General features: G+C 56.0%; 13 protein-coding genes and 1 pseudogene. 9 read left to right on the top strand and 5 right to left on the bottom strand.

The features are described from left to right. Nucleotides 1-22 precede the first annotated feature (22 nt). From ACN1C3_RS22035 to ACN1C3_RS22025, 3 genes are read right to left on the bottom strand one after another with little or no spacing between them, the layout of a single operon-like run. Nucleotides 23-607, bottom strand: a complete 585-nt coding sequence (locus tag ACN1C3_RS22035; protein WP_419117866.1) for a cob(I)yrinic acid a,c-diamide adenosyltransferase — start codon at nt 605-607, stop codon at nt 23-25. Between the two features lie 2 nt (nt 608-609). Next, nucleotides 610-2646 carry an ATP-binding protein gene (locus ACN1C3_RS22030; protein ID WP_419117865.1) on the bottom strand — a complete coding sequence of 679 codons (2037 nt, stop codon included), beginning with the start codon at nt 2644-2646 and terminating at the stop codon, nt 610-612. 46 nt (nt 2647-2692) lie between these two features. Continuing rightward, nucleotides 2693-3610, bottom strand: coding sequence for a putative 2-dehydropantoate 2-reductase (locus ACN1C3_RS22025; RefSeq protein ID WP_419117864.1), 918 nt, complete (start codon nt 3608-3610; stop codon nt 2693-2695). A 144-nt stretch (nt 3611-3754) separates the two neighbouring features. On the opposite strand from ACN1C3_RS22025, the gene ACN1C3_RS22020 reads away from it, so the two are divergent. Together ACN1C3_RS22020 and ACN1C3_RS22015 are read left to right on the top strand one after the other, a co-directional pair. After that, nucleotides 3755-4240, top strand: a complete 486-nt coding sequence (locus ACN1C3_RS22020; RefSeq protein WP_419117863.1) for a YajQ family cyclic di-GMP-binding protein — start codon at nt 3755-3757, stop codon at nt 4238-4240. Between the two features lie 134 nt (nt 4241-4374). Next, nucleotides 4375-5214 (top strand): mechanosensitive ion channel family protein, encoded by an 840-nt coding sequence (locus ACN1C3_RS22015; RefSeq protein ID WP_419117862.1) that lies wholly within the window; start codon nt 4375-4377, stop codon nt 5212-5214. 206 nt (nt 5215-5420) lie between these two features. On the opposite strand, the gene ACN1C3_RS22010 is transcribed toward ACN1C3_RS22015, so the two are convergent. Next, nucleotides 5421-6746, bottom strand: coding sequence for an OprD family porin (locus ACN1C3_RS22010; RefSeq protein WP_419117861.1), 1326 nt, complete (start codon nt 6744-6746; stop codon nt 5421-5423). Nucleotides 6747-7671: 925 nt separating this feature from the next. On the opposite strand from ACN1C3_RS22010, the gene ACN1C3_RS22005 reads away from it, so the two are divergent. After that, nucleotides 7672-8097: an HIT family protein gene (locus ACN1C3_RS22005; RefSeq protein WP_419117860.1), complete on the top strand. Its 426-nt coding sequence runs from the start codon at nt 7672-7674 to the stop codon at nt 8095-8097. 3 nt (nt 8098-8100) lie between these two features. Beyond that, nucleotides 8101-8307: a SlyX family protein gene (locus tag ACN1C3_RS22000; RefSeq protein ID WP_419117859.1), complete on the top strand. Its 207-nt coding sequence runs from the start codon at nt 8101-8103 to the stop codon at nt 8305-8307. Between the two features lie 96 nt (nt 8308-8403). Here ACN1C3_RS22000 and ACN1C3_RS21995 read toward each other — a convergent pair whose 3' ends face one another. Beyond that, on the bottom strand, nt 8404-9015 hold the full coding sequence (locus ACN1C3_RS21995; RefSeq protein WP_419117858.1) for a cold shock domain-containing protein membrane protein: 612 nt from the start codon (nt 9013-9015) through the stop codon (nt 8404-8406). A gap of 453 nt (nt 9016-9468) precedes the next feature. On the opposite strand from ACN1C3_RS21995, the pseudogene ACN1C3_RS21990 reads away from it, so the two are divergent. From ACN1C3_RS21990 to ACN1C3_RS21970, 5 genes and pseudogenes are all read left to right on the top strand, one after another. After that, nucleotides 9469-9955 (top strand): annotated as a pseudogene (locus ACN1C3_RS21990) (Dps family protein). A gap of 388 nt (nt 9956-10343) precedes the next feature. Further along, nucleotides 10344-10718: a ribbon-helix-helix domain-containing protein gene (locus ACN1C3_RS21985; RefSeq protein ID WP_419117857.1), complete on the top strand. Its 375-nt coding sequence runs from the start codon at nt 10344-10346 to the stop codon at nt 10716-10718. Between the two features lie 218 nt (nt 10719-10936). Further along, entirely contained in the window at nt 10937-11158 is a 222-nt protein-coding gene (locus ACN1C3_RS21980; protein WP_090400567.1) for an FmdB family zinc ribbon protein, read from the top strand. Between the two features lie 107 nt (nt 11159-11265). Beyond that, entirely contained in the window at nt 11266-13041 is a 1776-nt protein-coding gene (aspS, locus tag ACN1C3_RS21975) for an aspartate--tRNA ligase (protein WP_419117856.1), read from the top strand. A gap of 135 nt (nt 13042-13176) precedes the next feature. Continuing rightward, nucleotides 13177-13923 (top strand): YebC/PmpR family DNA-binding transcriptional regulator, encoded by a 747-nt coding sequence (locus tag ACN1C3_RS21970; protein WP_419117855.1) that lies wholly within the window; start codon nt 13177-13179, stop codon nt 13921-13923. Nucleotides 13924-13970 lie beyond the last annotated feature (47 nt).

The following is a 13970-nucleotide window of genomic DNA, read 5'->3' as shown; positions in this document are numbered from 1 at the left end:
GCGCATGGGAACGATCATCTGATCAGTTTGGTAAAGGCTTCGCCGCCGCCTCCCAAAGAATCTCCGCTATACCCTGACGCTTGGCAATCAAACGCGCGGCAACAAACAGCAAGTCCGACAGCCGATTGATGTACGCCAGACCCACCCCGGTCAGCGGTTCGACGGCATTCAAATGTTGGCAACGTCGTTCGGCACTGCGGGCCAGGCTGCGGCACACATGAGCCTGGGCGATCAGTGCCGAGCCGCCGGGCAGGATGAAATTCTTGAGTGGCCCCAACTCTTCATTCCACCGATCGATAGCCGTCTCCAGACGCTCGACTTCAGCTGAGTTGAGCGCTTGGTACACCGGCATCGCCAACTCGCCACCCAGGTCGAACAACCGATGCTGACAGGGCGTCAATACGTCGATCACCTCGGCCAACCCAGGACAATCGCGGCTCTGTTCGGCCAGTCCGGTCAGCAATAACCCCAGCTGACTGTTCAAGGTGTCGACTTCGCCAATAGCCTCGATTCGCGGATGATCCTTGGGCACCCGGCGTCCGTCGCCCAGGCCCGTTTCACCTTTGTCACCGGTGCGTGTGTAAATCTTCGACAAGCGAAAGCCCATGCTTACCTCTCCAGCTGACTGAATTCATGAGAGGCGAGCTGGCTGCCCGCCAATGGCAGGCGCAAGGTGAAACAGGTGCCTTGGCCCAGGGTCGATTGCACTTCCATCTGACCCTTGTGGTTGTTGGTGATGATGAAATAGGAAACTGACAATCCAAGCCCGGTGCCCTGGCCGATTTCCTTGGTGGTGAAAAACGGTTCGAAGGTACGCTTGCGCACGTTTTCGCTCATGCCGATGCCATTGTCTTCGACCTGTATTTCCGCCCAGGGTGGATTCAGACGGGTGCGCAGAATAATCCGTCCCGGTTCCCTGTCGTCTTCACGCTGGTGAATGGCTTGGGCGGCGTTTTTCAGCAGGTTGAGCAGTACTTGTTCCAGCTCGTTGGCGGTGCCTGGAACCGGGCCCAGCTGCGGGTCGAACTGGCGAACGATGGCCTGGCCTTTGAAGTCGAAGCCGATGGCCAGATCGAAGTCGTTGCTGGCAATTTCTACGGCCTGGTCGATCAGCGCTGGCAGATCGCAGGGAGCCATTTGTCGATTGCTGCGGCGGCTGAAGCTGAGCATGTGAGTCACGATTTTCGCCGCACGCGCCCCGGCCTGTTGGATGCCGTCGAGTAACTTCGGCACCTCACGGCTTTGCAGGTAAAGGTTGACGGTTTCCAGCGGGATGCCGACCTGCTCGGCTTGTTCGAGGTTTTTCGGCAAATCTGGTGACAGGCGACGACGGATATTCTGAACGTTGTGCAGGATCGCCCCCAGCGGGTTGTTGATTTCGTGGGCCATGCCGGCGGCGAGGCCACCGACCGAGAGCATCTTCTCCGATTGCACCATCATTTCCTCGAGAGACAGACGCTGGGTGATGTCATCGATACGGATCACCACGCCGCGTCCGGCACCACCCATCAGTGGATAGAAAGTCAGGGCGTAGTACCTGGCTTCATCGTCCTTGACCCAGGTGACGCGCTCGATCTTGGCCACCGTGTGCTGCTCCACGGTGGCCTTGAGTTGTGGCAGGAACGGCTTTAGCGGTTCGAAGGCAAGGAAGATCGGCTGATTCAGGGCCTCGTCCAGACGGGTTCCGGAAAGGGCACTGGCTTCCTGATTCCACTGGGTTACGTAGAGCTGTTCATCCAGTGCGATCAGCGCCGAGGGCATTGAGTCGATAATGCTGTTGAGGTAGTTCTGAAAACCGGTGAGCTTCCTCTCGATCTTGCTTCGTACCTGGACTTCCAGTTCCAGCTTGCGATTGGTATGACGGGTTTCTTCGGCAAGGCCCTGGGCCTGATCATAAGCCGCTTGGGAATCGTCTCGTGCGCGTTTGAGCTGCTGCTCACGGGCTTCGATCCGCGAGAGCATGGTATTGAAGGCTTCGGCGAGGCTGCCGATTTCGTCGTGGTTACCGCGAGAGGCGCGCAGGGCGTAGTTTTCCTCGCGGGTCACTTGCCGGGACAGTTCCTCGAGTTGGTGAATCGGCTGGGTGATCAGGCGTTTGATCTGCCGGGCGATGATCAGCCAGAGCAGCACACTGAAGATCAGAATCCCCAGGCTGGCGGTCAGGGTACCGGTGTAGAACGCCATCGGCAGTTCGCTGCTGGCCACCAGCAGTAAATGTCCCGGAGCCTGACCGAGTCGAGGCAAGGGGATCAACTGATTGCTGCGAAACTCGGTCAGTTGCCAGGCTTCGATATGCCGATAGCGCTCTGGCAGGTTGAGGCGCTCGCCGTGTTGCAATTGCGCCAGACGCACGCCTTTGCCGTCATACACCGCCGCTGCGCGTAATGGCGAATAGCTGTTGAGTTCATTGAGCAGGTTTTCGGCGCTTTGTGGCGACTCCAGCGCCTGGGCGGCCAGGCTCGGGTTGGAAACCAGTCGGCCGATAGTCTGCAGGGCCTGTGGCGCCATGCTTTCCTGAGAGATCCAGTAGGCGGCGCTGATAAAAGTCAGGTTGGCGACCAGTAGCACGGTGATCAGCAGAACCAGCAGGGCCGCAAGCAGTTTCTGGCCGACCGGCAGGTTTTCAAGGCGCTGGCGCAATTGCATCGGGGGTCGTCGCTGAAGAGGAACAAGTGGGCAGCGTAGCCGCTGCTCAGTCGCTGGGCAATCCACGCGTGCGCAGGTGCCCGATCAGTCGCTGTTGCAATTGATTGAGGTGAGGCAGGGTCAATTGATGTCGATCTGCAACATTGCAGGCATGTCCCAGCAGATAGCTGATCTCGGTCCTGCGGCCATTGGCGACGTCCTGATACATCGACGAGTAATTGGCCGCGGTCGCCTGAATGACCCGCTCGACTTCGTGTTGCAGGTCTTGTGCCGCTGCGGGCTGGCCACAACGCTCCAGCAATTCTGTCAGTTCAGCGCAGAGCGTGGCGACCTCGCAGTGATGCTGCTGCAAGCCGCCGTTACGGCAGTCGTGCAACACGGTCAGTGGATTGATCGCGCAGTTGAGCGCCAGTTTGCGCCACAGTCGCGTGAGGATGTCGGTGCTCCACTCGTGAGGGATGCCGCTGGCGCTCAGGTCATCCAGCCAAATCGGTGGGGTAGGGTGGCCTGCATCACCGAGCCAGGTATAACCGTGACCGGCAAATACCACGCGCCAATCGCCATCGCGAAACGCACCTTCGGTGCTCGAGGCAAATATGCAGCGTGCCAGCGGAACCCGCGCCGCGACCGAGTCCTGGCTACCCAGACCGTTTTGCAAAAGAATCAATTCGGTGTTGGGCGTCAGGCGTGACGCCAGTTGGGCGACGGCCTTCTCGGCGTCGTAGGCTTTGCAGGCTACGAGCAATCGGGCGATGGGTTCGCCACTGTCGACGGTTTCGCCGGGAATTTCATAGAGCCGGCCTTTGCCTTGCTCCACCAATGTGAGCCCGCCTGCTGCCTGGTACGCCTGCAAGCGCTCTTGATCACGCAGGATCAGCCTGACTGGCAAGTCGGCCCGGGCCAGGCGTGTCGCCCACAAGGTACCGAGGCTGCCTGCACCGAGAACGTGCCAGGTGGTAGACATCAGCTTTTTGCTCTGTTTGGCAGACGCATGTGAGGCTCGCAGTGAAGGAGAGGAAAGACCCGTTATAATGAGCCCGCATTTTAACCGCAAGCGTGGCGTGCTCCATCTCTATTGAGCGGCGCCCTTTAACATTGGAGAAATTACATGCCGTCGTTCGACGTGGTATCCGAACTGGACAAACACGAACTCACCAACGCGGTCGAGAACGCCGTCAAGGAACTCGACCGTCGTTATGACTTGAAAGGCAAAGGCAGCTTTGAGTTCAAGGAAAAGGATCTGACCGTCAACCTGACCGCTGAAGCCGACTTTCAGCTGGAAGCGATGATCGAGATCCTCAAGCTCGCGCTGGTCAAGCGCAAAATCGATGTGCAGTGCCTTGAGCTCAAGGATGCTTACGCTTCCGGTAAGTTGATGAAGCAGGAAGCGACCCTCAAGGAAGGGATCGATAAAGAAATGGCGAAAAAGATCGTTGCCCATGTCAAGGACGCCAAGCTCAAGGTTCAGGCGGCCATTCAGGGTGAGCAGGTGCGTATCACCGGCAAAAAGCGTGACGACTTGCAGGAAGCTATTGCCGCACTGCGTGCCAAGGAATTCGGCCTGCCACTGCAATTCAACAACTTCCGCGACTAATCAGGTTCCGGGAACCTCTTGGCGTTATCGGCGTCCGAGGCCCGTGGAATGGCAGAAACGATTGAGCTCAACTAGTTTCAATCGTTCTGCCAGTCGGTATTGCGAGCCGGGCACCCGGTAATAAGGAGAGAGAGATGGATTTGAATGCTGAAGTGGACAACCTGGTCAAGGCGTCCCAGGCCTGGATTCCGATGATCATGGAATACGGCAGCCGGGTGCTGCTGGCGGTCATCACCTTGGGCATTGGTTGGTGGCTGATCAACAAACTGACCCATAAAGTTAGCAAACTGCTGGCCATGCGCAATGCCGATCAGGCCTTGCAGGGGTTTATCGGCAGCCTGGCGAACATCATTCTCAAGGTGTTGCTGATTGTCAGCGTGGCCTCGATGATCGGCGTCGAAACCACCTCGTTCGTTGCTGCGATCGGTGCGGCCGGCCTGGCAATTGGTTTGGCGTTGCAAGGCAGCTTGGCGAACTTCGCGGGTGGCGTGCTGATTCTGCTGTTCCGTCCATTCCGTATTGGCGACTTGATCGAAGCGCAGGGCATTAGCGGCACGGTCGACAGCATTCAGATCTTCCATACCGTTTTGCGTACGGGTGATAACAAGACCATCATCGTACCTAACGGCAATCTGTCGAACGGCATCATTACCAACCACAACCGTCAGGCGACCCGCAAGGTGGTGTTTGACGTGGGTGTTGATTACGAAGCCGATTTGCAGAAGGCTCGTGAGGTTCTGCTGGAGCTGGCCAAAGATTCGCGAGTGTTGAGCGATCCGGCTCCAGTGGCTGTTGTATCGACGCTAGGCGACAGCTCAATCACTCTCTCCCTGCGGGTTTGGGTGAAAACCGCGGACTATTGGGATGTACTGTTCCACTTCAACGAACTGTCCCGTGATCGGCTGAAGGCGGCAGGTATTGATATTCCGTTCCCGCAGCGAGTGATTCGGGTGGTTCAGGAAGCCGCTGTGTAATGATCGTTCTTTCAACTAATGTCTGACCACTCGGTCAGGCATGTTCTGTGTTGTTCTGACCATCAGGGACCGGGTGGTTAGAAACAGTGCTGTAGTGACTGTCCGCTCCTGATTTGATTGTGGGCCGGTACATGTCTGACACTGAATAACAAAAAGGCCCATCCGAAGATGGGCCTTTTTTGTTACTGCAAACGAACTAACCGCAATTACAAGATCGAGATAGGGTAGTCAACGATCAGACGGAACTCGTTGATATCGCCTTCGCCTTCGTCGGTGTTGGCGCGGTGCCATGCTTGACGGATACGGAAGGACAGATCTTTTGCCGGGCCAGCCTGGACAACGTACTTGGCTTCCACGTTGGTTTCGTGGTGTTTGCCATCTTCACCATAAAGACCGGCGTAGGTGCTGTTAGCCGGAGTGTTGGTACCGTCGATGCCCCAACCTTTAACGTAACGAGCCATGAAGCTCAGGCCTGGTACACCGTATTCAGCCATTTTCAGGTCGTAACGTGCCTGCCAGGATTTCTCGCCAGGACCGTTGAAGTCAGAGTACTGGATAGAGTTGGCGAGGAAGATCGAGTCGCCGCCGCGGTTGTTGTCACCCACGCCGATGTAGTCGAACGGAGTGTTGCCATTGACCTTCTGGAAGCCAACAGTAAAGGTGTGAGCCTTGAGGAACGAGTACGCGGCTGCCAGCGAGTAGGCAGTGTTAGCGATATCGCCTGCTTTGGCTTGACCTTCATCGGTGGTGCGGTAGATGTTACCGTCCAGGTTCAGGGACTGTGTATCCGCCAGCGGAATGGTGTAGTTCAGGTTGGCGTAGTACTGGTTCCAGACGTCTTCCAGCTTGGCGCCGTAGAGCGAAGCGCTGAGGTTGTCGCTGATCGCATACTTGCCGCCAGCGTAGTCTATAGTCTTGGCAGTAACACCTGCGTAGGTAGCGAACAGTTCGCCGTCGCGGTTGGTCTGGTCCTGGCTGGTAGACGAGTAGAAGTGACCGGCTTCGACATCAAGACCTGTCAGCTCGCTGCTCTGCAGTTGGATACCGCTTGCGGTTTGAGGCAGCAGACGGGAACCGCCGACAGCGAATACCGGGGCGGTGCTAGGCTGCATGTCACCGAATTTCAGCTCGGTTTTGGAAACGCGAACTTTGACAGCTGCGCCAGCCTTGCCGAAATCGTCATGGTTACGACCTTGGGCGTCGCGGGTCAGGTTGCCAGAACCGGAGAACTTGTCTTCCGCGTCCAGCTTGAAGCCAAAGTAACCAAAAGCGTCAACGCCGAAGCCGACAGTGCCTTGTGTGTAACCGGAGCTGAAGACGCCATGGATGCCTTGGGTCCAGTCCTTGTCGTCAACCGCACCGTCTTTCTTGTCACGGTTGAAGTAGTAGTTGCGAAGCAGCAGATCGAGCTTGCTGTCTTCAACGAAGCCTTTAGCGTCGGCCTGGTTGCCTACGAAAGGTGCGGCCATAGCCAGTTGAGTGCTGGCTGCAGTTACTGCCAGTGCGATCATGCTCCACTTCATCACGCGCATCGTGATTTGCTCCTTTGGTTTTTAGAAGAGTACTGCCGTCCGCCTGTTTTATTATCCGAGCGGCTCTTTCTTTTTGTGTCGGCGCAAACTTATATCACGCTGACAATGTTGGCGATACTTACGTATCCATCCTTTCGGCTTCTTTACGACCGTGTCGCAAAAAGCTCGGTCGATGTCGCAAATTCGCAACCCTACTGTATCCGGGCTGACAACGTTAGTGCAGTTTTCAAAGGGTTGAGCATAGGTAAAATGTTCTACGTCCAAGCCAGTGAAACCTCCATGGGCGACCTTGCCACTATTATTATGGGTCTCAAGGTATCCACTTCCAGTGGGTATCTTTTCGACGATGCAGGTGTGAATGCAACAAGCGTGCACAAACGCCTTTTTTGTCACTAATTTTTTCTGATGCCCTGAGGGGAGCTATCAAAACCTCATAAAGCCGGGGTTTTAAGGTTGTTTTTGCTGGGCTTGACGCCACAGTTTTCCTGATGTTACCTCTCGAAAAAATCAACCTGACAATCAAAAGCGTTACCGGTTCACACTCGGCGTTGAGTAGATGGCGGATAGTTAAAGCATCCAGCGTAGACGAACTGTGCGGTTTTGGTGCAAAACTTTTTCAGAGGTGTGCGAGATTCATACAGGGCGGTTGACCAGTGCAAAGTGGCAGCCCTGAGCCTGCGGGGCATTTCCTGGGGTGCGACCTGATTGTGCGTTTGAGCGAGAAATGTCCCATGTTGGAGCGTCCATGGGCTCGTTGGAGAGCGTCCTGTTTGTTGAATCGTTACTCGCAAGCCACAGAGGAGGGCCGCTGTTCATCGTGAAGGGACTGCCATTCGCAGGTATGCTGCTGTTCTGTCGCTTGGCGAGCAGCCGGTCGAGCTGTGTGCCAAGCTGAAATCTGATGAGCTGAGCGGGAGTGCGCACGGTGTTCGCTTTAGATCCACGACTTCAACAGGACACACTACCGATCGGGGATTTCCCCTTGTGCCGGTTGCTGTTGTCCAATGATTCGAATTACCCCTGGTTCATCCTGGTACCGCGACGCGAGGATGTCAGTGAGTTGTTTCAGTTAGATGCCGCTGATCAACAACAGCTATGGAAAGAAACCACAGAGCTGGCGGAAATGCTCAAGGACTCGTTCGACGCGGACAAGTTGAATGTGGCGACCCTGGGTAACGTGGTCAGCCAACTGCACATGCATGTTATCGCGCGTAAGCGTGAAGATGCAGCATGGCCGGCACCGGTCTGGGGCAAGCATCCTGCAAAACCTTATAGTGCAGAACAGGTCGTAGCTGTTCGCGAGCGGTTGCGAGGGGTGTTAACGGATGATTTTCAGTTTCTGGAGGTCTGAAAAATGAACGCTGAGGCGCGAATTACCGAGTTGGAAAGTCGTCAGGCTTTTCAGGATGACACGATTCAGCAGTTGAGCGATGTGCTCGCAACGCAGCAGCGGGTGGTCGAGCGTTTGCAGTTGCAGATGGCAGCGTTGCTCAAGCGGCAGGAAGAAATGGCCGGGCAGTTCGAGTCTTTCGAGGAAGACGCTCCGCCACCGCATTACTGAGTGCGTTGGAATGCTTCAACAGGCAGGCAATAAAAAACCGCGATGCAGCATGGCTGCATCGCGGTTTTCTTTTTTTGCAGGGGTAGGGGGCTGAAATCAGCGACGCGGCAAGGCAGCGATCACATCTTCAGCTTGCAGGCCTTTGTCACGGTTCATGACGGAGAATTCCACGCGTTGGCCTTCGACCAGGACGCGGTGTCCTTCACCCCGGATAGCGCGAAAGTGCACGAAAATATCATCACCGGAGTCGCGGGAAATAAAACCGAAGCCTTTGGAGGTGTTGAACCACTTGACGGTACCGGTATCGCGGTTGGTCATGTCGTAGCTTTGTGATGGTGCTGAGGCTGATGCTGGCGAAGAGGTGTAGAAGCTGATGCCCAGGTGCAGAAGAACGGCAATCAGTGCAGTCAGGAGGCTGACCAGAATGGCCGGTTGACCACCAATTAAAGGAAGAGGTGCAAGCAGTGTGAGAATTTGCAGGACGACAGCAAGCACCAGCAGGGCGCTGACCAGGTTTTGCAGTTGGTGACGCGGGCCTTTGTTCCAGTAAGGAATAACCGGAGCGAGGGTCAGGTTGAGCAGGCCAAAAAATGCCAGATAAAGTGCATCGGGTTGTTGCAGGTAAGGTACGGCTTCGGATCGCAGGCTAGGGATAAAGGACAGCAGCAGGGCTGCAGCGCCCGTTAGCAGATGGACGATTTTCAACATTTTGATTAACTCACGTTAAGACGGATCACAAGGAAGAGCTGATTGCGAACGGTTCGCTTCTGAACAATATGAGGCGCTGGACACGTGCGCGGCATCAGCCTATGCGCAGCGGTTAGAGAAATGGACCGCAGCGACACACCCTCTATTTAACAGCAAAGCCGGTGCCTTCTCAAATCAGGCGCAGCTGTGGTAGGTGCTGATTGATTGCCGGGCAGGAAGATGTTGCCCTCGTTTGTCTTGTAGACGCTTGTTCTAGACAGCTGTGTGAGTTCTTTAGGTCGCTCGCAGGTTTTTGAGTTCGACACAAATCGGTGATGGCCTTGGTATTCGCGGGTTCTGGCGCTTACGGAGCGGATTTGTCGCAGCGCAGGAAGGGGCGAGGGCGGCAGGGTGCCGATACGCTTGCTAGAGTGGTCCTGTACCTGCTGGGCGAGCGCCAGCCTATTCAAGGGGATACATAGGGCAATTGATATCGGTATCAGCGAAGAAGATCGCAAGTTGATCGTGGACGGACTTTCGCGTCTGCTGTCGGATACGTATGTGCTGTATCTGAAAACCCATAACTTCCACTGGAATGTCACGGGTCCTATGTTTCGCACGCTGCACTTGATGTTCGAAGAACAGTACAATGAGTTGGCGTTGGCTGTTGATTTGATTGCCGAGCGAATTCGCGTTCTTGGTTTTCCTGCGCCGGGTGCTCATTCGGTTTGCGCGCGTCTTTCTTCTATTAAGGAAGAAGAGGGAGTGCCTAGTGCCCAGTGCCGAAGAGATGATCAAACAACTTGTCCAGGGTCAGGAGGCGGTAACACGAACGGCACGCGGTCTCTTCCCATTGCTTGATAAAGTGAGCGATGAGTCGACAGCGGATCTGCTGACTCAGCGTATGCAGGTTCATGAAAAGACCGCGTGGATGCTGCGTTCGTTGCTGGACAATAGCTAATGCCAGGGCACGAATGACGGCTTGAGTACGTCATTCGTGCCTTTCGCTTGAAGGGCGATCTGTCTTGATTTTCTCTTGGTAAATTTTTCTGCGACGACTCATGTTCGCTCGGTATTTCGTTTGTTTGTATTCGACTTTTCTCACTATTAGCTTCGGGGGTAATCTGATTGACTTTGACTGTTTTCAATTGGCCGGTTTCGACTCTTTAATAAAGTCATGTGTGGCCTTTGAATGTAGGACGGCGATACAAGTCGCCCTGCTGCTGTTGGCTTGTCCTACAGGTATGGTCATAAAGTCAGCTGGATATAACTATCGGGTTAAGCTTTTATAAGGAAACAGATTGTTTCTGGTTTTCTGAAGCAGCACATGGCAAAGGAGTGTCGATAATATGGCTCGAGGAATAGGTCGAGGCGTGAGGGAAGTGGCTCAGTTTAAATATGTAAAAATTGATCCGTTCGTCAGGGAGTTCGATATGGGGTTGGCGCAACCCCTTTCCAGGTCGGTCCGGCTGAATGGCTTCGCTACCTGTTTGCGGCTGGAGCAAGTCTACTGGGACATTCTGAGCGAGATCGCCAAGGTCAATTGTTGCTCGGTCAGTGCGTTGCTTTCCTATGTCGATAGAGAGGTGCATTTACGTCATGGCGGAGTGAAAAACTTCAGCGGGCTGGTCAGGGTCGTTTGTGTCGTGCACAGCTTGAAGGAGGGAGCATGTCTCGCTGCCGGGGCTAAACTACCGGGCGAGCTGGGTGCCTGGGTAGGGTGAAGGAGGTGAATGTGTATCAAATGACCTCAAGCGGTCTGGCGTGGCGGTAGCGTAGCTTGAGCCGCGGGTGCCATTAGCAGCTCTATAACGGTTAACGCCAACCTATGCAGTCATACGGCTGCACAGGCTCGATTTAATGGATATAATCCCGCCCTTTGCTGCGTAGCCCGGGCTTTCGTGCGGGCTCGGACTGTAGAATTGATTGCCGAGACGATCCCATGCCCATGTACGACTATCAATGTGCTTCCTGCGGTCATCAACTGGAAGCCATTCAAAAGATCAGCGCTGAGCCGTTGGTCGACTGCCCTGCCTGCCAGGCGCCAGAACTGAAAAAAATGCTGTCCATGCCCGGGTTCCGCCTCAGCGGTAGCGGTTGGTATGAGACTGACTTCAAAACAGGTTCGAAGAAGAATCTGGCCGGCGGCGACAAAGCTGACTAACGTTGAGCGACCACGCGAGCTCTTGCATTATCAGGCGCCTTGCTTAAGGGCGGCGGTGCGCAAGACCTCCAATCGAATTCCGAATTACGAGAAGTGAAACCACCATCATGATGCGCAGCCATTATTGCGGCCAACTGAACGAAAGCCTGGAAGGTCAGGAAATTACCCTTTGCGGATGGGTCCACCGTCGTCGTGACCACGGGGGGGTGATTTTCCTCGATATCCGTGATCGTGAAGGTCTGGCCCAGGTGGTGTTCGATCCGGATCGCGCCGATACCTTTGCTGCCGCCGACCGTGTGCGCAGCGAGTACGTGGTCAAGATCACCGGTAAAGTTCGTCTGCGTCCGGCCGGTGCTGGCAATGCCAACATGGCTTCGGGTGCTATCGAAGTGTTGGGCTATGAGCTGGAAGTACTGAACGAAGCGGAAACCCCGCCGTTCCCGCTCAACGAATTCTCCGACGTTGGCGAAGAAACTCGCTTGCGTTATCGCTTCATCGACCTGCGTCGTCCGGAAATGCTCGAGAAGCTGCGTCTGCGTTCGCGCATGACCACCAGCATCCGTCGTTACATGGACGAAAACGGCTTCCTCGACGTCGAAACACCGATCCTGACCCGTGCTACTCCTGAAGGTGCGCGTGACTATCTGGTGCCGAGCCGTACTCACGCCGGTTCGTTCTTCGCCTTGCCGCAATCGCCGCAGCTGTTCAAGCAACTGCTGATGGTTGCCGGTTTCGATCGCTACTACCAGATCGCCAAGTGCTTCCGCGACGAAGATCTGCGTGCAGACCGTCAACCGGAATTCACCCAGATCGACATCGAGACCAGTTTCCTCGATGAGTCCGAGATCATGGGTATCACCGAAGGCATGATCCGCAACCTGTTCAAGGAAGTGCTGGATCTGGAATTCGGCGAATTCCCGCACATGACCTGGGACGAGGCCATGCGTCGTTACGGTTCCGATAAACCGGACCTGCGTATCCCGCTGGAACTGGTAGACGTTGCCGATCAGCTCAAAGATGTCGATTTCAAAGTCTTCAGCGGTCCGGCCAACGATCCGAAATGTCGTGTTGCTGCCTTGCGCGTACCAGGCGGGGCGAGCATGCCGCGCAGCAAGATCGACGACTACACCAAGTTCGTCGGCATCTACGGTGCCAAGGGCCTGGCGTACATCAAGGTCAACGAGCGCGCCAAAGGCGTCGAAGGCCTGCAGTCGCCAATCGTCAAGAACATCCCTGAAGCCAACCTCAACGTGATCCTCGATCGCGTTGGCGCGGTCGATGGCGACATCGTCTTCTTCGGTGCCGACAAAGCCAAGATCGTCAGCGAAGCCCTGGGCGCGCTGCGGATTAAAGTCGGTAACGACTTCAGCCTGCACACCTGCGAATGGGCTCCGATGTGGGTCGTCGACTTCCCGATGTTCGAAGAGAACGACGACGGCAGCTTCACTGCGCTGCACCACCCGTTCACCGCGCCGAAGTGCTCGCCGCAAGAACTGGAAGCCAACCCGGCTACAGCCTTGTCCCGTGCCTACGACATGGTTCTGAATGGCACTGAGCTGGGTGGCGGTTCGATCCGTATCCACCGCAAGGAAATGCAGCAATCGGTATTCCGTCTGCTGGGTATCAGCGAAGCGGAACAGGAAGAGAAGTTCGGCTTCCTGCTCGACGCCCTGAAATACGGTGCGCCACCCCACGGTGGTCTGGCCTTCGGTCTGGACCGTCTGGTGATGCTGATGACCGGCGCCCAGTCGATCCGTGAAGTGATCGCGTTCCCGAAAACCCAGAGCGCTGCCTGCGTCATGACTCAGGCTCCGGGCCACGTGGATGCCAAGGCATTGCGCGAACTGCACATCCGTCTGCGCGAACAGCCAAAGGCTGAGTAAGGCTGACCTGGAGGGCGCATCTTCGGATGCGCCCTTTCCTTTCTTTATAGATTGAGAGGGGGTCGAGATTTTTATTTGCTGGCTGGCGCGTCATGGCGTGGCGGGCAATGTTTCAAAGAGAATTCGGAGCGAGTTATGGCAGGTCATTCCAAGTGGGCGAACATCAAGCACCGCAAAGAACGTCAGGATGCCAAGAAGGGCAAGATTTTCACCAAGTGGATCCGTGAGCTGACCGTTGCTGCCCGTCAGGGTGGTGCCGATCCGGGTTCCAACCCGCGTCTGCGCCTGGCGCTGGACAAGGCGCTTGGTGCGAACATGAGTCGCGACATCATCGATCGCGCGGTTGCCCGTGGTGCCGGTGCGGCCGACACCGACGACATGGTCGAGCTGACCTACGAAGGCTACGGCCCGGGCGGCGTGGCGGTCATGGTCGAGTGCATGACCGACAACCGTAACCGTACTGCAGCTGCTGTGCGCCATGCGTTCAGCAAATGCGGCGGCAACCTGGGGACTGACGGCTCGGTGGCTTACCTGTTCGAGCGCAAAGGGCAGATTTCCTTCGCGCCAGGCGTCGACGAAGACTCGCTCATTGAAGCGGCCATGGAAGCGGACGCCGATGACGTGGTGACCAACGAAGACGGCTCCATCGATGTCTTCACCTCGTTCGCCGGCTTTTATGCCGTGCGCAACGCGCTGGAAGCAGCGGGTTTCAAGGCTGTGGACGCTGAAATCGTCATGTTGCCAACAACCAGCGCCGAACTGGATCTGGAAGGCGCCGAGAAGGTGCTCAAGCTGATCGATATGCTGGAAGACCTGGATGACGTGCAGAACGTCTACTCCAACGCGGATATCCCGGAGTCGGTGGCAGAACAGCTTGGCTGATCCTTCCCGGCTCTTTGTAGGGGCGTCGACCGGCTGCTCCTACAGGG

The sequence above is a fragment of the Pseudomonas sp. H11T01 genome, assembly GCF_048515765.1.
GTDB lineage: Bacteria > Pseudomonadota > Gammaproteobacteria > Pseudomonadales > Pseudomonadaceae > Aquipseudomonas.
This window is presented reverse-complemented; position numbering and strand designations above follow the sequence as displayed.